Source organism: Pseudomonas sp. DD1, assembly GCF_044510355.1.
Taxonomy (GTDB): domain Bacteria; phylum Pseudomonadota; class Gammaproteobacteria; order Pseudomonadales; family Pseudomonadaceae; genus Aquipseudomonas; species Aquipseudomonas shahriarae.
In genome coordinates this window covers 566,088-586,267 of the sequence record NZ_MSAJ01000029.1, presented here as the reverse complement: position 1 = coordinate 586,267, position 20,180 = coordinate 566,088, and the positions used below count along the sequence as shown (strand labels likewise).

General features: G+C 62.8%; 16 protein-coding genes. 7 read left to right on the top strand and 9 right to left on the bottom strand.

Annotated elements, in window-relative coordinates; all coding sequences use genetic code 11:
- The first annotated feature begins 4 nt into the window (after positions 1 to 4).
- The 4 genes from PSFL_RS18890 to PSFL_RS18875 are packed head-to-tail and all read left to right on the top strand — an operon-like array spanning position 5 to position 2,794.
- Positions 5 to 886, top strand: a complete 882-nt coding sequence (locus PSFL_RS18890) for a type II secretion system F family protein (RefSeq protein WP_170044504.1) — start codon at positions 5 to 7, stop codon at positions 884 to 886.
- 1 nt (position 887) lies between these two features.
- Positions 888 to 1,775, top strand: a complete 888-nt coding sequence (locus PSFL_RS18885; RefSeq protein ID WP_397470367.1) for a type II secretion system F family protein — start codon at positions 888 to 890, stop codon at positions 1,773 to 1,775.
- Between the two features lie 10 nt (positions 1,776 to 1,785).
- Positions 1,786 to 2,502 (top strand): tetratricopeptide repeat protein, encoded by a 717-nt coding sequence (locus PSFL_RS18880; protein WP_397470366.1) that lies wholly within the window; start codon positions 1,786 to 1,788, stop codon positions 2,500 to 2,502.
- A gap of 19 nt (positions 2,503 to 2,521) precedes the next feature.
- Positions 2,522 to 2,794 (top strand): DUF3613 domain-containing protein, encoded by a 273-nt coding sequence (locus tag PSFL_RS18875; RefSeq protein ID WP_057437609.1) that lies wholly within the window; start codon positions 2,522 to 2,524, stop codon positions 2,792 to 2,794.
- 126 nt (positions 2,795 to 2,920) lie between these two features.
- Here the strand turns inward: PSFL_RS18875 and PSFL_RS18870 are convergent, their stop codons facing one another.
- On the bottom strand, positions 2,921 to 3,697 hold the full coding sequence (locus PSFL_RS18870; protein ID WP_057437606.1) for a response regulator transcription factor: 777 nt from the start codon (positions 3,695 to 3,697) through the stop codon (positions 2,921 to 2,923).
- 126 nt (positions 3,698 to 3,823) lie between these two features.
- Complete coding sequence (locus PSFL_RS18865; RefSeq protein ID WP_057437604.1) at positions 3,824 to 4,297, bottom strand: prepilin peptidase; 474 nt, start codon at positions 4,295 to 4,297, stop codon at positions 3,824 to 3,826.
- A 72-nt stretch (positions 4,298 to 4,369) separates the two neighbouring features.
- Here PSFL_RS18865 and PSFL_RS18860 point away from each other — a divergent pair, with 72 nt between their 5' ends.
- Positions 4,370 to 4,807, top strand: coding sequence for a TadE/TadG family type IV pilus assembly protein (locus tag PSFL_RS18860; protein WP_057437602.1), 438 nt, complete (start codon positions 4,370 to 4,372; stop codon positions 4,805 to 4,807).
- A complete protein-coding gene (locus tag PSFL_RS18855; RefSeq protein WP_397470365.1) occupies positions 4,804 to 7,557 on the top strand; it encodes an ATP-binding protein in 2,754 nt (917 codons plus the stop codon). Before PSFL_RS18860 ends, PSFL_RS18855 begins: the two co-directional genes overlap by 4 nt.
- Here PSFL_RS18855 and PSFL_RS18850 read toward each other — a convergent pair.
- The 6 genes from PSFL_RS18850 to pbpC all read right to left on the bottom strand — a co-directional run bounded on the left by PSFL_RS18850 (position 7,546) and on the right by pbpC (position 14,714).
- Positions 7,546 to 9,558 carry a pilus assembly protein TadG-related protein gene (locus tag PSFL_RS18850; protein WP_397470364.1) on the bottom strand — a complete coding sequence of 671 codons (2,013 nt, stop codon included), beginning with the start codon at positions 9,556 to 9,558 and terminating at the stop codon, positions 7,546 to 7,548. The two genes, PSFL_RS18855 and PSFL_RS18850, sit on opposite strands and share 12 nt — an antisense overlap.
- A gap of 387 nt (positions 9,559 to 9,945) precedes the next feature.
- Positions 9,946 to 10,503 carry a DUF4136 domain-containing protein gene (locus PSFL_RS18845; protein WP_057437600.1) on the bottom strand — a complete coding sequence of 186 codons (558 nt, stop codon included), beginning with the start codon at positions 10,501 to 10,503 and terminating at the stop codon, positions 9,946 to 9,948.
- A 45-nt stretch (positions 10,504 to 10,548) separates the two neighbouring features.
- The gene (locus PSFL_RS18840; RefSeq protein ID WP_057437597.1) at positions 10,549 to 11,151 is read right to left on the bottom strand and encodes a DUF4136 domain-containing protein; all 603 of its coding nucleotides are present in this window, start codon (positions 11,149 to 11,151) and stop codon (positions 10,549 to 10,551) included.
- Between the two features lie 24 nt (positions 11,152 to 11,175).
- On the bottom strand, positions 11,176 to 11,925 hold the full coding sequence (locus PSFL_RS18835; protein WP_057437591.1) for a methyltransferase: 750 nt from the start codon (positions 11,923 to 11,925) through the stop codon (positions 11,176 to 11,178).
- Positions 11,918 to 12,226 carry a MazG-like family protein gene (locus PSFL_RS18830; protein WP_057437589.1) on the bottom strand — a complete coding sequence of 103 codons (309 nt, stop codon included), beginning with the start codon at positions 12,224 to 12,226 and terminating at the stop codon, positions 11,918 to 11,920. The genes PSFL_RS18835 and PSFL_RS18830 overlap by 8 nt, the downstream gene beginning before the upstream one ends.
- Before the next feature lie 157 nt (positions 12,227 to 12,383).
- Positions 12,384 to 14,714 carry a peptidoglycan glycosyltransferase PbpC gene (gene pbpC, locus PSFL_RS18825; RefSeq protein WP_120731459.1) on the bottom strand — a complete coding sequence of 777 codons (2,331 nt, stop codon included), beginning with the start codon at positions 14,712 to 14,714 and terminating at the stop codon, positions 12,384 to 12,386.
- A gap of 99 nt (positions 14,715 to 14,813) precedes the next feature.
- Here pbpC and PSFL_RS18820 point away from each other — a divergent pair, with 99 nt between their 5' ends.
- Positions 14,814 to 15,107, top strand: coding sequence for a hypothetical protein (locus PSFL_RS18820; protein ID WP_057437585.1), 294 nt, complete (start codon positions 14,814 to 14,816; stop codon positions 15,105 to 15,107).
- 128 nt (positions 15,108 to 15,235) lie between these two features.
- Here PSFL_RS18820 and PSFL_RS18815 read toward each other — a convergent pair whose 3' ends face one another.
- The gene (locus PSFL_RS18815) at positions 15,236 to 20,131 is read right to left on the bottom strand and encodes an alpha-2-macroglobulin family protein (protein WP_397470363.1); all 4,896 of its coding nucleotides are present in this window, start codon (positions 20,129 to 20,131) and stop codon (positions 15,236 to 15,238) included.
- Positions 20,132 to 20,180 lie beyond the last annotated feature (49 nt).

Sequence of the window (20,180 nt, the reverse complement as noted above, 5' to 3'; positions counted from 1 at the left end):
CACCATGACCGGCGCCATCCTGATGTTCAGTTGCGTGATTCTGATTGGCGTGTCGCTGCACCTGTTCCTCAGTGGCCTGCACCAGGCGGAAACCGACCGCGTGCTGGAACGGCTCGCCGCAGGCCAGCCACTGCTGGCCGAAGAACGCGGGCGCTGGGTCGGCCTGGAGCGCATGTTCCTGCGCGCGGGCCTGGGCAAACCCACCGACAGCCTGGGCCTGTGGCTGACCTGTTGGGTGTTGGGCGCAGTCCTCGGGTTTCTGGTATGGAGCTGGGTCGGCCTGCTCGCCATGCTTCTGTTGCCGCCACTGATACTGCGGCTGTACATCGCCTGGCGCTATCGGCGGCGGGTGAAGCGGATGATCGAACAACTGCCCCAGGTGCTCGACCATACCGTGCGCAGCCTGAAGTCCGGGCGCACCCTAGCCGATGCCTTGCTGGGGGCCATCGACAGTACCGAGGAACCCTTGAAGCCCGCCATGGGGCGCATTCAGCGCAACGTGCAACTGGGGGTCAGCCTGCCCGAGGCCGCCAGTGATTTCGCCGAATTCTACGAACAGGACGAGTTCCGCATGCTCGCCCTGGGACTCAAGGTCAACCATCGCTATGGCGGCAACGCCAGCGACTTGCTGGAGAACCTGATCAAGGTCATTCGCGAGCGAGAACAAGGCGCCCGGCAATTGCGCGCCATGACCGGCGAAACACGCGTCACCGCGTTCGTGCTGGCCGGCATGCCGATTGCGATGGTGGGCTATTTCATGCTGATCAACCCCGGCTACCTGATGACCATGTGGAATGACGACAGCGGCCGCTACATGCTGCTGGCCGCGCTGAGCATGCAGGTGCTGGGCTGCCTGACGATGTGGCGCATGTTGCGGAGTATTTGAGATGGTCCTGCTGATCAGTGCCTTATTATTTCTGGCTGCGCTCGTGCTGATCGCCGGCCAGTTGCTGAACCAGCGCCGCCGCGAACGCCTGGTCAACCAACGCCTGCAAGGCCAACTGGTGCGCGGTGACCGTCTCGGCAACCTGCTCAGCCAGTTTGGCAGCAGCCAGTTGGCCCAACGCTCAGTGAGCATGGATAACGAAACCCAGCTCCTGCTCAACCGCGTGGGCTGGCGCAAAGCCAATCAGCGCTCGATCTTCGCTGCCTGCCAGATTGGCGTGCCGCTGTTGCTGGCCGGGGTGATGCTGGTGGGACAAAGCCTGATCTTTCCCAATGCCGACTCCCCGTGGATCGCCCCCCTGCTCGGCCTGGGCGTGGGCTACCTGATCCCCAAGCGCATCCTCGCCAGTGCCGCCAAGGCCCGGCAGCAGCAAATCTCCCGCGAGGTGTCGACCTTTATCCCGCTGCTGCGCATTCTGTTCGAGTCGGGCATGGCGGTTGAGCAGTCGCTGCGTGTGTTGAGCGTTGAAGCGCAGCGCCTGCTGCCCGCCCTGACCCAGGAATTGCGCTTGATCCTGGCACGGGTCGACTCGGGCCTGGAACTGGGCGAGGAACTGGGCAAGACCGCCAGGCTCTTGGCCGTGGATGAGTTCACCGACACCTGCATCATTCTTCAGCAACTGATCCAGCAGGGTGGCGGTGCCATGAAGTCGCTGCTGGCCCTCAAGCAACTGCTCGATGATCGCCGCTTGACCCGTTTGCAGGAATTCATCTCGAAGATGTCGGCCAAGATGTCGGTGGTGATGATGGTCTTCCTGTTTCCCGCTTTATTGATTGTGCTGGGGGGGCCGGCGTTTATTGCGATCTCCCGGGCCCTGAGCAGCTTTTGAGGAGCACTCGATGAAAGCACTGATTGCAGGCCTGAGCCTGCTGATGCTCGGCGGTTGTGCCAGTAACGGCCAGACGCCGTGGTCGGCATTGATGACCCCGGGCAGTTGCGCCAAGCCCAGCGCCGAACAGGAGCTGTCGCTGAACCTGGCTGACGACATGGCCAACGAAGGGAAGATGCACGCCAGCCTGGCCAACCTGCAAAGCCTGCCGGACTCGTTGCCGCAAGTGCGCCAGCGCAAGGCCAAGGTTTATCGCCTGCTCGGGCGCAGCGAAGCGCAACCGCTGTACCGCAGCCTGTTGGGCACCTGCATGGCCGCCGAAGGGGAACACGGCCTGGGGCAATTGGCGGCGACCCAGGGCGACAACGCCCAAGCCCTGGCCCATATGCAGCGGGCGGCGCAACTGGCGCCCACCAACGAGAAAATCCGCAATGACCTGGGCGTGGTCTACCTCAATCAACGGCGCCTGGAAGAGGCGCGTTTTGAGTTCATGACGGCCATGGAGCTCAAGCAAAGCGACCAATTGGCGGCGGTCAACCTGGTGACGCTGTTGATCTACCAGGACCACTGGGGGCAGGCCGCGCAACTGGCCAGCCAGGTGGGCTTGAGCGCCGAGCAGGTCAGCGAGGCCCAGGCCCGCGCCGAGAAACTCAAGGCTGCCGGCATACCTGCGGCCAAGGACCAGGTCGCGGCGGCCAGCGATGCACCGCCTGTACTAATCAAGTAAGCGCTTGAAGGAGCCGATGATGAAATTCCATTACCTCGCCAGCCTGACGCTGCTGGCCCTGCCCCTGACGGCAATGGCCATCGAACCGGGGCCCTCGTCCAAGGCCCAGGAGGAAACGGAAAACTGGCTGGGGCTGCAAGTCAACGGGCAAGCCGCCTCGCCCACGGTGCAGAGAGCAACGCCCGCCGAACGCGAACTGGCGATGCAGCGTTTGCTGGAAAGCAAAAGATACGCGATCCCCGAAAAGTTCGGCGAAAGCAGCGAAGGCGGGAGCTCGGGTGGCAGCAAATAAACCACAGCCACTGGAGAAATGTGGGAGCGGGCTTGCCCGCGATGGCGGTATGTCAGCCGATACATGCCCTGGCTGATCCGACGCTATCGCGGGCAAGCCCGCTCCTACATGGCTGTACGCAAAGCGTCAGTGCGCCGTCACCCGCTGGCGCAATGCCGAGTTGCTCGGCGACAGTGCCAACGCCAGTTGGGTGCGGTTGTGCATATGGGTCAAGCGCAACACCTGGGACACGTACAGCTTGACCGTGTTCTCGGTAATACCCAGCTCGCAGGCAATCTGGTAGTTGGTCTGGCCCTTGCCCACCAGCCGGGCAACATCCAGTTGCCGGGGTGACAGTTGATTGAAGATCGCCGGCACTTCCAGGACCTCCTCGCTTACCCCTTCGCCCTCGGTTTGCGGCGCCGGGCCGCGACGGACCTTGTCCAGGTCCTGGTACAAATCGTCGATGGACTCGGAAAGATACTGCAGCTTCTGGTTCAGCTTCCCCAAATGCAGATTCTTGTGGCGTTCTTCCAGCGCGGCTTCCTGGCGCTGCAACCCCTCCAGCAACTCATTGAGGTTGATGGGCTTCTGGTAGTAATCGGAGATGCCCACGCGCAAGGCCTTGATCACGTCCTGCTTGTCGGCCCGACCGGTCAACATAATGGCTTCGAAGGCACGCTGCTTGCCGGCGATTTTCTGCAGGGCCTGCACCAGTTCGATACCGTCCATGTCCGGCATATGCAGATCACACAGCACCAGGCCGATCTGCGGATCGTCACTGAAGCGTTGCACGGCCTGCTGGCTGGACTCACAAGGAACACAGCGATAACCGCTGCTTTCAAGAAATTCGCAAAGCTCCTCCACAATCAGCGGCTGATCGTCGACCACGAGCACTTTTACTGCAGATGTAACTTTGTCCACACGCTACTCCATGCCTGGCAAGCCAAAGATTGACCTATCGGTTGCGAAGAACCTTCCTACTTGCTTGTATAAATAAACGTAGACGTACTTTCCGACTATGTACATAGCGATACAGAGCGCCCACGACTAATGGAGCCACGCCCAGGCCAGGCTAAAACCCACTAAAAGAAACGGTGCGAAAGGCAGCTTTTTTGACGGGTCCACCACTAGGTAACCCAGGCGCGCTCTAACACCTTGACTGGCAAGGGGCAGCAGCCGCGGCCCATAGACCAGCCAGGCGACATTGGCTACGCCAGCACCGATCAGCGACCACAACAGGTAGGTCGAATTCGACGCCAGCGCCAACGCCGCCAGCATCTTCACATCGCCCGCGCCCAGGCGCCCGAGGGCGTAGCCGGGCAGGGTCAACAGCAGGGCCAGGCAGAACGCCCACAGCCCTTGCGCCCTGGAAGTACCCAGCCACGTGCTGCCGCTCCACAGCAGATAGAACAGTGCCAGCAGCAGCGCGCCCAGGGTCAGGCGATTGGCAATCTGCCGCTGGCGAATATCCTGCTGCGCACACACCACCAACCAGACAAATACCACGAGGCCTTGGATCACGTAAAAACCGTCCCTTTTTGCTGATTGATTCTATGCTGATAGCAGGTAGTAGCAGTCAGGGTAGTCGCAGTGATGAAAACCAGCCTCCCTAGAAAGCAAAAAGGCGCCGTCGCTATCGAATTTGCCGCGGTGTTCGTGATTTTTTTTGCCGTGTTCTATGCCATGGTCAGCTACAGCCTGCCACTGTTGCTGCTGCAGTCGTTCAACCAGGCCACCGCCGAGGCCGTGCGCCGCAGCGTGGCACTGGACCCCAGCACCCCCAACTACAATGCAGCGCTCATCCTGCGGGCGACCCAGACCGTGCAAAGCCAATTGCAGTGGATTCCAGCGACCTTCCAGTTCCAGACGGCCCATATCAATCCGACCTACACCGCAGGCGTGCTGACCGTCGAGATCAACTACCCCTCGGCCAACCTGAAGAACGTCCTGCCGTTTATTGTGCTGCCGGGCATTGGCACGGTGCCTCGGCTGCCGACCACGTTGCACGCCCAGTCGAGCCTGCAATTTTGAACTCCGGTGACAAAATCTTCGGCAGGCTGCTCGGCCGCAACAGCGCCCAGGCCCTGGAGACGCCCGCCAGCCCACCCGCACAAGGCTTGCACCTGCGCCTGGATCATCAAGGTCATGTGCTGGATATCAGCCGCGCGCTGCACCCACAGTTAGCCCGTCACCTTAATGCCCAGGCTCACCCGCTGTTGCGCGACCTGCTGTGCCTGCCTGGCGCCCTGAGCATCGAAGGCACCCCCGCCGACTGGCAGCGGCACAGCCTGGACCTGGATTTCCAGGGCGCCGCCGAGACCATCCTGCATACCCGTGGCTGGATCGAACCGGATGGCGACGGCTGGATCCTGCGCCTGCTGGATATCAGCGACCTGCTGAGGGGCCGGCAATTGGCCCAGCAGCGCGAGCAGAACCATCTGCTCGCCAGCCAGATGAGCGAACAACTGCGCGTGTGCAGCCTGTCGCGCCTGCCGCAAGTGTTCAGCGAGCACCTGCGCAGCCTGACCCAGCGCTGGCGTATCCCTTGCGCGGCGATGGTGCTGCTCGACCAGCAGGATCAGGACTGGCTGGTCTACAGCAGCTACAGCGCCCATGACGCGCCGCAACTGTGGACGCCTGGGCAGCGCCTGGGCACCTGCCTGGACAGCCTCAACGGCAACACCCCGCTAAGCCTGAAAACCCTCCAGGGCCGTAGCGAGCACCCGCGCCTGCACAGCGTGTTTGGCAATGCCGAGGGCCTGCTGGTGCCGTACCGCGATAGCCAGGGGGTCGCCGCGTGGTTGCTGTGCGGCTTCTACAGCGGCCACGCCGACGTCAGCGAGCGTGACTGGCTGAACCTCACCGCCGCCCTCGCCGCGCCCTTGCTCAGCCGCCTGCGCGAGCAGCGCCATCACCAACAACTGGAGCGGGTGGAAGCCCTGCAAGGCCTGCTCGGCACCGGCTGGTGGGAACTGCTGGCCAACGGTGAAGAGATTCTGCTGGCCCCCCAACTGATGCGCAGCCTGAGCCCGGAAGATGCACCGACCAAACAGGTGCTGGCCAACTGGCTGGAACTGATCCACCCCGCCGACCGCCAGGAACTCAACAGCCGCCTGCAAGACCTGCAAAGCCTGGGCAAACCTTTGCTCGCCAGCGTGCGCCTGCTGCGCAGCGACGCCAAACAGAACCCCATCTGGTACCGCGTCCAGGGCCAGGTGCTGGGCGCCGGCGAGCAGCGGCGCTGGATCGGCTTCATGCTCGATATCAGCGACATCAAGAACCAGCAACTGCAGGCCGCCGCCGCCCATGCCCGCCTGGACAACCTGATCGCCAGCTCACCGGCGGTGATCTACGTGCAGCGCTATGTCAACGGCGCGCTGCACCCGGCATTTTTCAGCGACAGTCTGCTGCCGCTGCTGGGCTGGACCCTGGCCGAATGCACCCACGACACCTCCGTGGAATGGGTGCACCCCGAAGACCGCGACCTGTACTTCGAACGCACCCGGCAATTGCTACGCGAAGGCAACGTGCGCAGCCGCTACCGCGTACGCGATCGCCAGGGCAACTACCACTGGCTGCTGGACGAAGCCAAGCTGCTGCGCGACGACCTGGGCTTGCCGGTGGAAGCCGTCGGCCTGTGGCTGGACGTCACCGAAGCCACCCTGGCGGCGCAACAGATCAAGGACAGCGAAGAGCGCTACCGCCTCCTCGTCGAAGACTCGCCGGCGATGATCTGCCGCTACCGCCCGGACCTGACCCTGACCTTCGGCAACACGCCCCTGGCCAACTACCTGGAATGCACGCCAGCCCAATTGCCAGGGATCAACCTGGGCCACTGGTTATCGGACGAACAGCGCAACGCCTTTGTAAAACGCATCGGCCAACTGAGCCCGGAATTCCCGGTCAGCACCGCCGAAATCAGCCTGCAACTGCCGGGACGCGAACATGCGTGGTGGGTCTGGTCCGACCGTGGTGTGTTCGACGAGCACGGCCAGTTGCAGGAAGTCCAGGCCGTGGGCCGCGACAACACCGAAGTGCGCCGCTCCCAGCAACAACTGACCCAAAGCGCGAAAATGGCCACCCTCGGCGAGATGGCCACCGGCCTGGCCCATGAGATCAACCAGCCGCTGAACGTCATGCGTATGGCCATCGCCAACGTGCTCAAGCGCCTGGGCAACGGCGACGTGCAACTCGACTACCTGACGGAAAAACTCCAGCGCATCGATGCACAGGTCCAGCGTGCGGCCAGGGTGGTGGACCACATGCGCGTGTTCGGCCGCCGCTCGGAGGTCGAGCAACAGCCCTTCGACCCGGCACAGGCGGTGGAAGGTACGCAATCACTGCTGGGCGAAGGCCTGCGCGGTAAAGGTGTGGATCTGCGCATCACGCCCATGGACTTCAAGGTGCAGGTCAACGGCCATGTCGACCAACTGGAGCAAGTACTGATCAACCTGATGGTCAACGCCCGCGATGCGCTGATGGCGCGACACGAAAAAAACCACGATTTTCGCCCATGGATCGCCCTGTATAGCGAACACGACAGCCGCCATGTGCGCATCTGGGTCGAAGACAATGGCGGCGGCATTGATGCACGGCTGCTGGAGCGGATTTTCGAGCCCTTTTTCACCACCAAGCCGATTGGCGTCGGCACCGGGCTGGGGTTATCGGTGAGCTACGGCATTGTGGAAAACATGGGCGGACGCCTGAGCGTCGCCAACAGTGAACATGGGGCGCGGTTTTGCGTGGAGTTGCCGGTGGTGGGTGGGGGGTTAGATGACTAGGTAGGCGCGGCCTGATTGACAACTCAGGTTGGCACCTACATCCACTTTGTTCAGGTCGACGCCCAAGGCTAGTAATAGGGTGTTGATCAGCGAGTCCAGCAACGGTGTCAGTGTGGTTTTGATGGTATTGATCAACAGGGAAGTTACGCTGTTAAACACGGTTCCAAGACCACCAATGATATTACCTAGTAAGTTTTCATTTCCGGGCTGTGGGCCGTACATATTTAGAACAAGACCTGCTGCCGTCCCCTTGGCCGGGTCTGTGAGCCCGCTGACGATATTGCTAGTGGTGTAAGCGTAATAAAACGGTGGCTGCGAAATTTCCGGCAAATTGGGAGACAGGTATGTATGGGCAAGGTTTTTACTCCCACCCACATCAATGTTGGCAGATAACCCAATACCCCCCCCCACGGAGGGAACACGGGCGTTGCAGTCGTTGAATATCAAAAAGCGGCGGCATGACTCGGTACCGATATCCACGACCTTCAATGGTTTCACAACCATCTGGGGCGGAGTTTGACTGCTGCCGAAAATGCTGGACAAGCCATCAACCTGACCCAGTTTCAAATTGACCAGCGAGGTATTGGTGCTGGTTGTCAGGCTTTTATTGGTAGGACTTGCGCAGCTGTAGGCTGTCACCCAACTACTGGCACTGGCGGCTTCCACCGCAATATCCACACGGACAGGCGGAGGCAGAATCTGCAGGTTGGGCGAAGTACACAGTGCTCCCAAGCTACACGTCAGCGCATTGATCGCGCCCACAACATTCAGCTGTAGCAGTGCACCCACCGTATTTGCCAGTGGCCCTGCCAATCCAGTCACCCCGTTCACCAGATCCAGGACTGTGTTCATTACGGGCAAGTTGACCGAGAGTAGAACCCGCAATTGAGACGTGCGCACATAGATACGATTCGGACCGGTTTCAGGATTATGCCCCGCTGCTACAGCTTTGGCTGGATTGCCGACCGCAGATAATTGAGGCGGCTGTAAAACCTGAACGGTCGCAGTGATTTGCGCCACTCCAGGCACGTTGATCGGAACATTAGCCAGCAGGCCATTTTTCTTGTTGGCCAGTTGCACAAAACCTTCGATCAGATCAAACACCCGCATGTTCACTGCCAGAGACGCCACATCCGTGCCACTCGCAATCTGCAGAATATCGCCCAACACCACTTGAGTGGCACCCGCCGCCGTCTTGAGCGCGTTCAAGCCGACAATCGTCACATCTGCGGCCAATGTATTGGTGGGGTCCAATACATTGATTGCACTTTGAATGAGCTGACCAACACCGACGGTATTGCCAAGAACTTCTGTATAGCCGACCGCTGTCAGGCCCAGGTCGAGCTTTAGCCGGTCCAGGTAACTCAGTAGAGAGATGTTGGTATTAACTAAACCATTCCACCCGGCCACCGACAGGTTCAGGCCACCGCCCAACAACCCTCCGAACAGAGCATTGAGAGTGGAAGCCTTGTTGGCTGTATCGACAACGACTGCCGTGCTGCGGATTGTGAGTGCGGCCACCGGAGTCGCCAGCGCCGCAACTGCCGTCGCGGTCAATGTCGTATTAGCGTTATACGTACCGCTGAACAACCTCCAGACCCCGTTGGCGATACCGGTAGTCACCGTGCGGGTAGCAACGACGCGGATGGCTTCATTCTTGGTGGCATCTGCAGTAAAGACACGGACATTGGCCGCATTGGTCAGCAACGTCCCACACGTCACCGCCAATGCGCGGCTGCTGTCGTTGGCGACAACGGTGAAGCCATTACGGGTGGCATTCTGCTTGGCGTAATCGACGGCGGTGGTGCTGCCTGAACACTGCCCGCCACGATTGGCGGCTTCCAGGGCGGCGGTGTCGGCGACGGCCTGCAGCTTGCGCTTTTCCAGGTACAGGCGGCCGCTATCGACCACCAGCAACAGAAACACCAGGGCCAAGGCCAGGGTGCCGGCGAACACCAGACCGATTGCGCCACGCTGGCCAGAACGAAGTCGGGGAGACATCGAGCACTCCTTTGCCGGCGAACTGCCGAGCGCTTACTCTCCTGTAGTCAACAGCAGTGTAGACAAGGCTTGGCAGGTGCGCTGGCAAGTCGCCACTTTGGCGACTGACGGAAATAAACAGCGCTCGACGCGGGCTTGTCGGGCCGCCGCATTGCAGCGATGCGGGCACCTCAGTGGATCGGGTGTACGGAGGCGATCCCATCGCAGCCTCGCCGGGGCTCGACAGCTCCCACAGGGGAGGCGCGGCACCTCTGTCTTGGAAACACAGATCGAATGTGGGAGCTGTCGAGCCCCGGCGAGGCTGCGAAGGGATCGCCTCGGTGTACCTGTTAAACCGCAGCGCCCGCATCGCAGTGATGCAGCGGCCCTACACGGACCGAGTACAACTTAGCGTGGCGGGTAGTTGGACAACACCTTGGTCACTGTCGCCCGGATCGCTGCACTGCGGTCCTGGGGGCTGGGCGAGTTGCTCATCATCTGTTCGTCGCTGCCGCGCCATACCAGCTTGCCGTCCTTGCCGTCGAGCAAGTCGATCTGGAGGGTCGCGACCTTGTAGGTGACGTTGCGGGTTTCGTTGTACATCGGTGCGCCCCAGTAGCCATTCCACGGGCCGCCCCAGGCGCCGCCGTAGTTGGTGGTGACTTGCTGCTGGCGGTCTTCGACGATCAGGTAGGCCTGCACGTTCAGGTCTGCCTTGGCCCCGGGGGCTGCCGGGCGCAAGCCGCGCTGATCGAGCTGATCGGCCACCGCCTGGCGGATGCGCTGCTCGGTCAGGTCGCTCTTGATCCGCGGATCGTCAGGGCGGTACTGCAACGCCGGGTCTTTCCAGGCCCAACTGCGGTAGGCGGCAAAGTCGCGGCTGGCGTCAAAATCGTGATTGACCTGATGAGTCTGGCAACCGCCCAGCAGCACGGCAAAAGCGAGCAAAGCGATACGACGCAACATGGTAGTTCTCCAAAGGGCAAACCGAGCCTGAAATGAGAATAGCTGTTAACTGGGAGGATACGCCGTCATGGCCTTCTGCACAGCCTGGCGCAAGGCATCGCCGCGTTCACTCAGGCTGCCCTGGCTGCCCGTTTCGGCGCTGGCGCTCCATACCGCCTGGCCCGTGCGGGCGTCGAACAGGTTGACGCGCACCACCACGACTTGCACTTCATAGGTGCGCACGATCGGCACCGAGTTGTACATGCCGTAGCCGTTGCCATAGCGGTTGTAGCCACCGTAGCCGTAGCCATAATCGTCCTGCACCTGGCGCAGGCGTTTTTCCAGATGCACATCGGCGCTGACCAGCAAGTCCGGCGCGCGCTGGTCATGCACCGGTCGCAGACCACGCTGGTCAAGGGCACCGCTGACGGCTTCGGCGATCTGCGCAGGATCTGCCCAGGCCGAGCCGGCCGGCAACTGGCCGTTGCGCCAGGCCCAATTGCGATAGGCACCGTAGTCACGCACCGGCGCCGGGTAGGCGCTGGCATCAAAGGTGTTGGCCGCCTGGGCAGGCGCCGGCGGCATGGGCTTGGAGGCCGCCACATACGGGTTGTTGCTGGAGCAGGCCCCCAGCCCCAGGCACAGCAGGATCAATGCACAGCGCTTCATTTCGATCTCCGCAGACTGGGCCGCTTAAACCGGACGGCAGATCCAGTGCAAATAACGCCCAAGTCCGGCAAAGCTTGGGTGACGACGGTGAGCGAGTTCCATCTCCAACAAGTCCTGCAAATCGGCGCGGGCCTGGAATTCCACCGGCATATAGTCGTGGAAGACCCGCACCCCGCTCTGGCTTTCGACCTGCCACAAGCCTTCAAGTTGCGCCGCCAGTTCCCGTGGGTCCAGGGGCTGTTGCGGGGTCAGGCTCTGCTTTTCGCCGGCCATGTCATTTTTGCGCATCTTGCGAAAGTGGCCCTTGAGCAAGTTGCGGTAAATCAGCGCATCACGGTTATAGAACGCCAGGGACAACCAGCCACCCGGCGCCGTCAACTGGTGCAGCACCGGCAGGATCGCATGGGGTTCGGCCAGCCATTCCAGCACGGCGTGGCACAGCACCAGGTCGTAGGGCTCGGTGAGCTGACCCAACAGGTCCTGCCAGGGCGCCTGGATGAACGTTGCACTCTGCCCCGCTGCGGCGAACCGCTGGCGGGCGCCTTCGAGCATCGGCTCGGCGGGCTCGGCCAAGGTCACATGATGCCCGCGCTCGGCCAGCCACAACGACATATGGCCCAGGCCGGCGCCGATATCCAGCACGCGCAACGGCCGCTCCGGCAGGGCCTCGGTCAAGTCGGCCTGCAACACCGCCAGGCGAATCGCGCCCTTGGCACCGCCGTAGATCTTCTCGGCAAAGCGCGTAGCCAACTGGTCGAAATGGCGATCACTCATGGGTAAACCGCCGCTCGTTGTCGGCCAGCTTGGCGCTGACCACTTGATCCATATCCAGGCCCAGCTCACCGCAGAGCAGCAGCAGATAGAGCACGATGTCCCCCACTTCCTGGCCGGCATGGGCGAGTTTGTCGGCGGGCAACTGGCGCGACTGGTCTTCGCTCAGCCACTGGAAAATCTCCACCAGCTCGGCCATCTCTACGCTGGCGGCCATGGCCAGGTTTTTCGGGCTGTGGAATTGTTTCCAGTCGTTGTTATCGCGGATGCGATGCATGCGTTCGGTAAGGTGTTCGAGATTCATGGGGCGCTCCTGAAGGGGTATAGCTTCAGGCTCAAAGGCGGGGATGGCAAATAAATTTGCGGTGCTTGTCAGGGCGCTATCGCAGGCAAGCCAGCGCCCACATTGGACGGTGTTAACAAATCAAACTGTGGGAGCCGGCTTGCCTGCGATGGCGATTTTAATCAACCACGCTGAACTCAACCCTGGCCGTCTGCCCCGCCTCATCGAGCACACTCAGTTGATAGCGCCCCAACTGCTCCAGGCTGGCATTGATGCTGTCCTGGTTGGCACTGTCGCCCAGCGGCGCACCATTGAGGAACCACCAGCGCCGCCCACTGCCGCCCAGGGCCGAGAGCTTCAGGCGCAGTTGCTGCTGGCTGCCCGCCGGCAAGCGCAGTTGATCGCCCTCACGCACACCCACCACCGACAACGGCGACGACGCCGCCAGCGCCGGTGGCGGGCAATCCGGGTCTGGCGCGGGGATGCGTGCGTCACGCCGCTCGATCCTCGGCAACCACGGTTCCAGCGGTGCCGGCCACAGGGCAATGTCCCGCGATACCGCGCCTGGGCAACTGGCCGCCACGCGCAGGCCCTTGGCATTGACCCACACGGTTTCCATCAAGCCGACACCCAAAGGTTGGTCCAGGGCCTGCAAGGTCGGCGGCGTGGTGTTGTCCAGCGTCCAGGCAAACCGCTGGCGCCGGCAATTGGCGTCGCTGCGGCTCATGGGCTGGCCCAGGGGCCAACAGATCGCCGCCACGCCGACATTCATCGGCACGGGTTTAACCGGCGCGGTAATGCCGCGCTGGCTGTCGCGGTTGGTCAACACATCGTGCACTTGCAGCATCAACGGCGCCGCCGAGGCCAGGCCAAACTGGCCGGGCACCGGGGTGCCGTCCGGGCGGCCGATCCACACACCAATCAAATAGCGCGGCCCGACGCCAATGGCCCAGGCATCGCGAAAGCCGTAGCTGGTGCCCGTCTTCCACGCCAACACCGGGCGCTGCACCAGCTCGGCCCGGGGATCACGGTCCGGCCGCGCCTGGCCACTGAGGATGCGCCGCACAATCCACGCCGAACCCGGCGATAACAACGGCCGCTCCTTGAGCACATCATCGGGCTGCAAACGGATGGCCGCGCTCTTGCCGTCACGGGCCAACGCGCTGTAGCCACCGACCAGGTCTTCCAGGCGGCTGCCGGCGCCGCCCAGGATCAACGCCAGGTTCGGCTCAGCCAGCGCCGGCAGCGCCAGGGGCATGCCGCCGATGCGCATTTCGCCAGCAAAGCGCTTGGGCCCATAGGCTTCCAATAGTTGCACCGCCGGCAGGTTCAGCGAGCTGGACAGCGCCGTACTGGCCGGCACCGCGCCGGTAAAGCCCATGGAGAAGTTGCCCGGCCGGTAATCGCCATAGCGCCGAGGCACATCCTGCAACAGCGATTCGGAGTGAATCAGCCCCGCGTCCAAAGCCATGCCATACAGGAAGGGTTTGAGGGTCGAGCCCGGCGAGCGCAGGGCGCTGATCATATCCACATGGCCAAAGCGCCGCGCATCGTTGATATCCACCGAGCCCAGGTAGGCGCGCACGGCCATGCTTTCTTCTTCGACCACCAGGATCGCGGCCGAGGTGTGCTCCGGCAGCCGCGCGCGCCAACCCAGTAGCAGGTCTTCGAGACGGCGTTGCAGGGTCGCGTCGAGAGTGGTGCGAATCAGCGGCGGGCTGTCGGGACGGTTCAGGCGGCGCGCCAGCAGCGGCGCCAGGCTGGGTTCCAGGCGCGGCGCCAGCAACAGGGGTTCTTCCAGGGCTTCGTCGACCGCCGATTGCGGCCACACCTGGAACTCGGCCAGGCGCCGCAGCACTTTGTCCCGGGCCTCCTGGGCGCGCTGCGGGTGACGGTCCGGGCGCAGACGGCTCGGTGCCTGGGGCAGTACCGCGAGCAACGCTGCTTCGGCGTGGGTCAGCTGTTGCGGCGACTTGCCCAGATACGCCCAACTGGCTGCCGCCACGCCCTGCAAGGTGCCGCCAAAGGGCGCGCGATTGAGGTACAGGTTGAGGATCTGGTCTTTGGACAGGTGCCACTCCAGCTGCGCGGTGCGCCACAGCTGGCGCAACTTGCCCGGCAGGGTGCGCGAATGGGGATCGAGCAGGCGCGCCACCTGCATCGACAAGGTGCTGCCGCCAGACACTACCCGCGCGCCGGTCAGGTTCTGCCAGGTCGCCCGCACCAGGGCCAGCGGGTTGACGCCGGGGTGCTGGTAGAACCAACGGTCTTCGTAGGTCAGCAGCGCATCGAGGTAATACGGCGAGACTTCATCGGTCGCCACCGGGTAACGCCATACGCCGTTGGCATCGGCAAAGCGCCACAACGGCGTGCCGTCCTCCGCCAGTACCACACGGGCCAGATCGTCCTTGGGCAACGGCAGGGGCCAGAGGCGGTCGGCCAGCCACAGCAGGGCTATCACCACCAGCAGGCTACCCAGGGTAGCGCGTGCAACTATTCGCAAATTCAAACGGGCAAACCTCTATGCTTCTAGGGAACTCGCCCAAGGGATTGGCGACCAAAGGCTCAGGTCCGGCAGATACGCCCACCCTTTCATCAGGAAACTCATATGCAGGTAGAAAGCTTTTTCGAATGGCTGGGCCAGGCGCTCGGTTCGGTCATCCGCTTTATCGTCGATGGGCTCAGCGGCTTGTTCGGCGCCCTGACCAATGCCGGCGGCAACTTTATCGACGGCCTGTCGCGCACCCTGGGCATGGACACCTCGATCATCAGCATCATCACCCTGATCATTGGCCTGATGCTGCTGTACTCGGCAGTCCGGGCGTTTATGCGGGCCTCGATCATCATGGGGATTATCTGGTTGATGCTGGGGTTGTGGCTGCTCAGTTGGGTTGTGCATTAAATACAGACCCTGTGGGAGCGATCTTGCTCGCGATAGCGGTGTGTCAGTCGCCGAATACATCGGCTGAAAAACCGCTATCGCGGGCAAGCTCCCACATTAAAGGCAGCACCAGTTCCTACAGAAGGCGCTTAACGCCCCTTGATCACCATATCCACTGGGGTATCCCCCACTGCCTGCCAGTTCGGCCGGTACATCGACTCCACTTGCGGCGGCGGTACGCGATAAGTCCCAGGCGTGACAGCGCGGGCCAGGTACAGCAGGTGCGTGGTGCCGTAGCCGTCCAGGTTCAGCGCGGCCACATAGCGATCATCGCGGTATTCCTGATGCTTGATCGACGCATTCTGCATCGACTCGCGCCATTCCTTGACCTGACTGCTGGCGTTTTCCAGGCTGGCGGCGCTTTGGCCCAGGTTCTGGTTCTCCAGCTCCAGGCCAGCTGGTAGCAGGTCGACCACCAGTGCATCCGGCACCCGTTGCTTGTTGGCGCTGACCGCAATGTGCACCAGCACCAGGTCGCCGCTGCGCAGGTTTTGCAGGTTCAGCGGCTGGCCGTTCATCCCCAGGTACTCACGACGAATACTCAGGTTTTCGCCACCCGCTACCGGCGCGTGCTGTGGATAACCGGAGATGCTCAGTTGCTGGTAAATCGGCTCGCTGCCCGGGTTGCGCAGGGTCAGCGGTGAAGCCAGCAACGGGCCTTCCAACTTCAGGCCGGACTGGCCGTTGTTCAGCTCGCGGGTTTCGCCGCCGCTGCTCAACTGCGCCGTCCAATTGGTTTCCGGTTTGCCCAGCAGGCCACGGCCGGCGAGGAACAGCGAGTTGCGCTCCTGGGTCGACAGCCATGGGCTGGCCGCCATCTGGTCCGACAGCTCGAACAGGCGCTCTTCACGCTTGCCCTTGGCCAGGTCGTTTTCTTCCAGCAAGGCCAGGATCATCGCCTGATCACGCAGTGGGCTGCCGTAGTCGGCCAGCCATTCATTGGCTTTGCGCTTGACCGCCAAACCGGCAAGCAATGCCTGGTCGGCGCGCGGCTGGTCGCCCATTTTCTGCAAGGCAATCGCCAACTGCACCAGGGGCAGGCCGGAACGCGCATCGCTGCGGCGTTCGAACAAGCTGCGCAATGCGCCCAGCGGCGCCTGTTGACTGCGCGCCAGCACCAGCCCGGCGTAGGCCTGCACGGCAAAGCGCGTGTGGTCGGCGTTGTCGCTGTAGTCGACTTCAATCAGATTGCGTTCCTGCACATAGCGCAGCAGGCGTTCGCTGGCCTTTTTCAGCGCTTCAGGCGGTACGGCAAAACCCTGGTCGCGGGCGCGCAGCAGGAAGTCGGTGACGTACGCCGTCAGCCAGTATTCTTCCTCGCCATCGGCGCCCCACAAACCAAAGCTGCCGTTGTAGCGCTGCATGCCCAGCAGGCGCTCGATGCCCAGTTCGATCTTGCGTTTGCGCTCGGCATCCGGCTCGCCGGTCAACCCCAGGCGCGTCAGCACGGCGGCGTCGGCGTACAGCGACGGGTACAGGCCGCTGGCGGTTTGCTCCAGGCAGCCATACGGGTAGGCCTTGAGCGCACGAATCTGCTCGCCCAGGTTCAACGGCGGGCGGCTCGACAGGCTCAACAGCGCCTCACGCCCGGCCGGTTCAAACAGGGCCAGTTCGCTGTCCGGCAGGCTCCAGGCTTCGTCCTTGAGCACTGCGCGGTATTGCTTGAGCAGCGCCGGATAAGCCGGGCGCACACCCAATGTCCATTCGCGGGTAAACGCCGGCAGGTTCTCGCCCGGCAGGTCCAGGCCGTTGACCGTAACCTTGATCTTGCCCTGGCCAAAACCGCCCAGCGCACGCACTGGAATCTGCAAGGTGGTGCGCTGGCCCTGGGTCACTTGCACGCTTTGCGATGGCTCGCCCAGCAGGGTCAGTTGACCTTCGGCGGTCAGTTGCACATCGAGCTTCTGCGCCTTGCCCGACAGGTTGGACAGGTCCAACGCCAGGCGCGTCTGGTCGCCACCAGCGAGGAAGCGTGGGGCCGACAGCTCGGCAATCAAGGGCGCGGCGATCACGGTCTTGGCTTCGGCCATGCCGTAGCGGTCATCGCTCCAGGCCTGGGCCATCAGGCGCAGCTCGCCGTTGAAGTCGGGGATATTGACGCTGACTTCGCCCTCGCCTTTCTCGTTCAGGGTCACCGGCGCGCTTTGCAGGGCGACGATGGTGACGCTGGTGTCCGGGCGCTTACCGCCCTTGGCCAGCGCCGCGTCACCACCAAAGGCCAGGCTGGCCAGGCGGCCCTGGCCGGCTTCGATCAACTGCCCATAGATATCGAACTGATCCACGCCATACGCCTTGCGGCCGAACAGGCTGGAGTAAGGATCCGGGGTCGGGTACTCGGTGATATTGAGGATGCCCACGTCCACCGCCGCCACCAGCACATGCACCTGTTTCGGCACGCTGCCATCGGCATTTTTTGCCGCGACCTTGACCGTCAGTGGCTGCTTGGGGCGCATTTTTTCCGGTGCAGTCAGGGTCAGGCCCAGTTTGCGCTGGGTACGATCCAACGGCAGGTGCAGCAAGCCCACGGCGCGTTTGGGGGTGATGTTGGCTTTGCGCTCGCCGGGACGGATCACCAACGCGCTGACATACAGATCATGACGCGACCATTTCGGATCGAGCTTCACTGCAAAGCTCTTGCCTTCGGCCGGCACCTCGATTTCCTGCCACCACAACGGGCCTTCACTGGATTCGACCAACAGGTAGCCCTTGCCGGCTGCCGGCGGGGTGACGGTGACGTTGGCCGTATCGCCATCGCCATATGCCGGTTTGTCCAGCGCCAGCTTGACCTGGTCCGGGCGCACGGCGCCGCCTTCGGTGTTGTCCTGAGCCTGGTAGCCAGCCCAGAAGCGCTTGCTGCTGATCAACCCGGTCTGTGGGTCTTCGACTTCGACGCGGTAAGGGCCCCACTCCACCTGGAAGCTGACCTTGGCCGTATCGCCGGCCTTGATGTTGACGGTCTGCTCATCGAGGTTGAGGAATTTCTCGTTGTAGTGATAGCTCCAGCCGTCGTTGTCCGAGTAGTTCCAGTAGTAGTCGCGGCGCTCGCGGATCAGGCGGACCTTGAGGTTGTCCGCCGCCAGCTTGTCACCTTGCTGGTTGGCCAGCAGTACTTCGAATTCCGCCGGGCCATCGCCATCGGTCTCCTTGCCATCGAACAAGCCGCGCAGGCCGGGCAGTTGCTCGGCCGGCCATACCGGCTGTACCAGGCGGCGGGTGATCGGGCGCCCGCCGGATTCTTGCAGGCTGGCCTGCACGATCAGTTGCAGCGGCGACTTGGCCTCGCTCCATTTGCTTTCCAGGGTCAGCTTTTCCTGGCCCTGGGCATCGAGCACGCTTTCGTCCAGTTCAAAATCCTGGCTCAGCTCTTCTTCCGTTACCGAGCCAAACTCGTAGCCCGGCAGGGCTTTGACCGCCTCGCGCAGAGGGCGCACATACACTTGCCCGCTCAGGCGATTGCCCGCCGCCGGGGCGCCGTAGAGGTAGCGGCCGTTGACCTGGATAACGGCGTTGTCCGCCGGGCTCAACGGCGTGTCGCTGCCCTTGAGTTCCAGGGCCAGGCGCTCGGGCAGGAAGTCCTCGACGAGGAATTCATACAGCTGCGGCTTACCGTCACCCAGGTCAAACACCAGCTGCCAGCGCCCGGTCGGCGCTTCGCCGGCCAACTGCAACTGATACTGATAGAGGCCAGAGGCATCGGCGTCCCATACGAATTTGCGGCTGACCTGTTCATCCGGGCGGCGCACTTCGACACTCACGGGCTGCGGCTTGACGGCATTGCCGTCCTTGTCGCGCAGCAGGGCGTTGAGCAGCACGGTTTCGCCAGGACGGTACAGATCACGCGGGCCGAACACAAAGAATTGCAGCGGGTGCGCGGGCTGGCCACCGATATCGAACTCGGCCAGGTCCAGCGCTGCGCTGTCGAGGCGCAACAGGCTGGTTTGCTCGCCCTGCTTGGCCAGCAGTACCTGGGCCTTTTTCGGCAATGGCAGTTCGGCGTGGCCGCCCTTCTCGGTCTTGCCCTGGCCCAACACGCGGCCTTCGGCATCGAGGATTTCCAGCTCGACGCCATCGAGTGCCTTGCCGCCTTCCAGCGCCTGGGTAAACACATCCAGGCGGTTGGCGTAACGGTGCACCGACAGGCCGATATCACTGAGGGTGAACAGCGTGGCCGGTTGCGAATAGTTGTAAGTGCCCGAGGCGCGCATCACCGCCAGGTACACGCCCGGCTGTTGCAGTTGCTTGAGGCCGGCGATGGGCAGCAGCAGGGTTTCACGGGTATTGCGCGCAGGATTGAGGTCGAAACGGCCGCCGTACACCAGGTCGGCCATGGGCAGTAGTTCGCGGGATTCATAGCTTTGCAGGCTGGTATTGCGGCCCCACTGGGCGAGAAACGCCGGCAGCGATTCGGACTTGATGCGGAAGAATTCGACGTCGATCTTGTCGACATTCAGCGCGATCACCGGCAAACCTTCGGCCAGACGGGTGGGCAACAGGGTGCCACGGCTGGCGAAGCCGACGGTGGCTTGCAGGTCGCGGGTTTCCAGGCGGCTGACGTACTCGGCGGCGAGCTTGGCGTCATTCACCCCACGCAGGCCGGCGTCCACGGTCAGCACCAGTTTGCGCTGGGGCTCCAGGTGGCGCAGGCGCAGTTCCATCAGGTTGTCGGAAAGCTCCCAGGCACCGTCGACCTTGCCGGATTTGCTGTCCACCAGGTGCAGCTTGTCGGCGAACTTCTGGTCCGGGTCCAGCGGAATCGAAAAACTCACCGACAAGGTGCTGGCGCCATCCAGTTGCACCTCAGACACGTCCACCACGCTTAACTCACGGCCGGCATAACGCTGCTTGAGCGTCGCCACGTCTACCGCGGCCTTGGCCGGCGCCGTCACCGCTGCCGCAGGGGCTGCTGGGGCTGCTGGTTTGTCGGAAGAATCGCAGGCGCTCAGCAGGGCCAGCGTGCAGGCCAGGAACAATCCTTTGTTAAGCATAGGGCACTCGTTGTGAGGGTGTCTGAGGGGGGAACTATATATCAGCGCC

Bases quoted from the DNA above. Each gene is read 5' to 3' on its own strand.
- PSFL_RS18890 (WP_170044504.1), top strand. From the start codon at position 5: ATGACCGGCGCCATCCTGATGTTCAGTTGCGTGATTCTGATTGGCGTG.
- PSFL_RS18885 (WP_397470367.1), top strand. From the start codon at position 888: ATGGTCCTGCTGATCAGTGCCTTATTATTTCTGGCTGCGCTCGTGCTG.
- PSFL_RS18880 (WP_397470366.1), top strand. From the start codon at position 1,786: ATGAAAGCACTGATTGCAGGCCTGAGCCTGCTGATGCTCGGCGGTTGT.
- PSFL_RS18875 (WP_057437609.1), top strand. From the start codon at position 2,522: ATGAAATTCCATTACCTCGCCAGCCTGACGCTGCTGGCCCTGCCCCTG.
- PSFL_RS18860 (WP_057437602.1), top strand. From the start codon at position 4,370: ATGAAAACCAGCCTCCCTAGAAAGCAAAAAGGCGCCGTCGCTATCGAA.
- PSFL_RS18850 (WP_397470364.1), bottom strand. From the start codon at position 9,558: ATGTCTCCCCGACTTCGTTCTGGCCAGCGTGGCGCAATCGGTCTGGTG.
- PSFL_RS18845 (WP_057437600.1), bottom strand. From the start codon at position 10,503: ATGTTGCGTCGTATCGCTTTGCTCGCTTTTGCCGTGCTGCTGGGCGGT.
- PSFL_RS18840 (WP_057437597.1), bottom strand. From the start codon at position 11,151: ATGAAGCGCTGTGCATTGATCCTGCTGTGCCTGGGGCTGGGGGCCTGC.
- PSFL_RS18835 (WP_057437591.1), bottom strand. From the start codon at position 11,925: ATGAGTGATCGCCATTTCGACCAGTTGGCTACGCGCTTTGCCGAGAAG.
- PSFL_RS18830 (WP_057437589.1), bottom strand. From the start codon at position 12,226: ATGAATCTCGAACACCTTACCGAACGCATGCATCGCATCCGCGATAAC.
- PSFL_RS18820 (WP_057437585.1), top strand. From the start codon at position 14,814: ATGCAGGTAGAAAGCTTTTTCGAATGGCTGGGCCAGGCGCTCGGTTCG.
- PSFL_RS18815 (WP_397470363.1), bottom strand. From the start codon at position 20,131: ATGCTTAACAAAGGATTGTTCCTGGCCTGCACGCTGGCCCTGCTGAGC.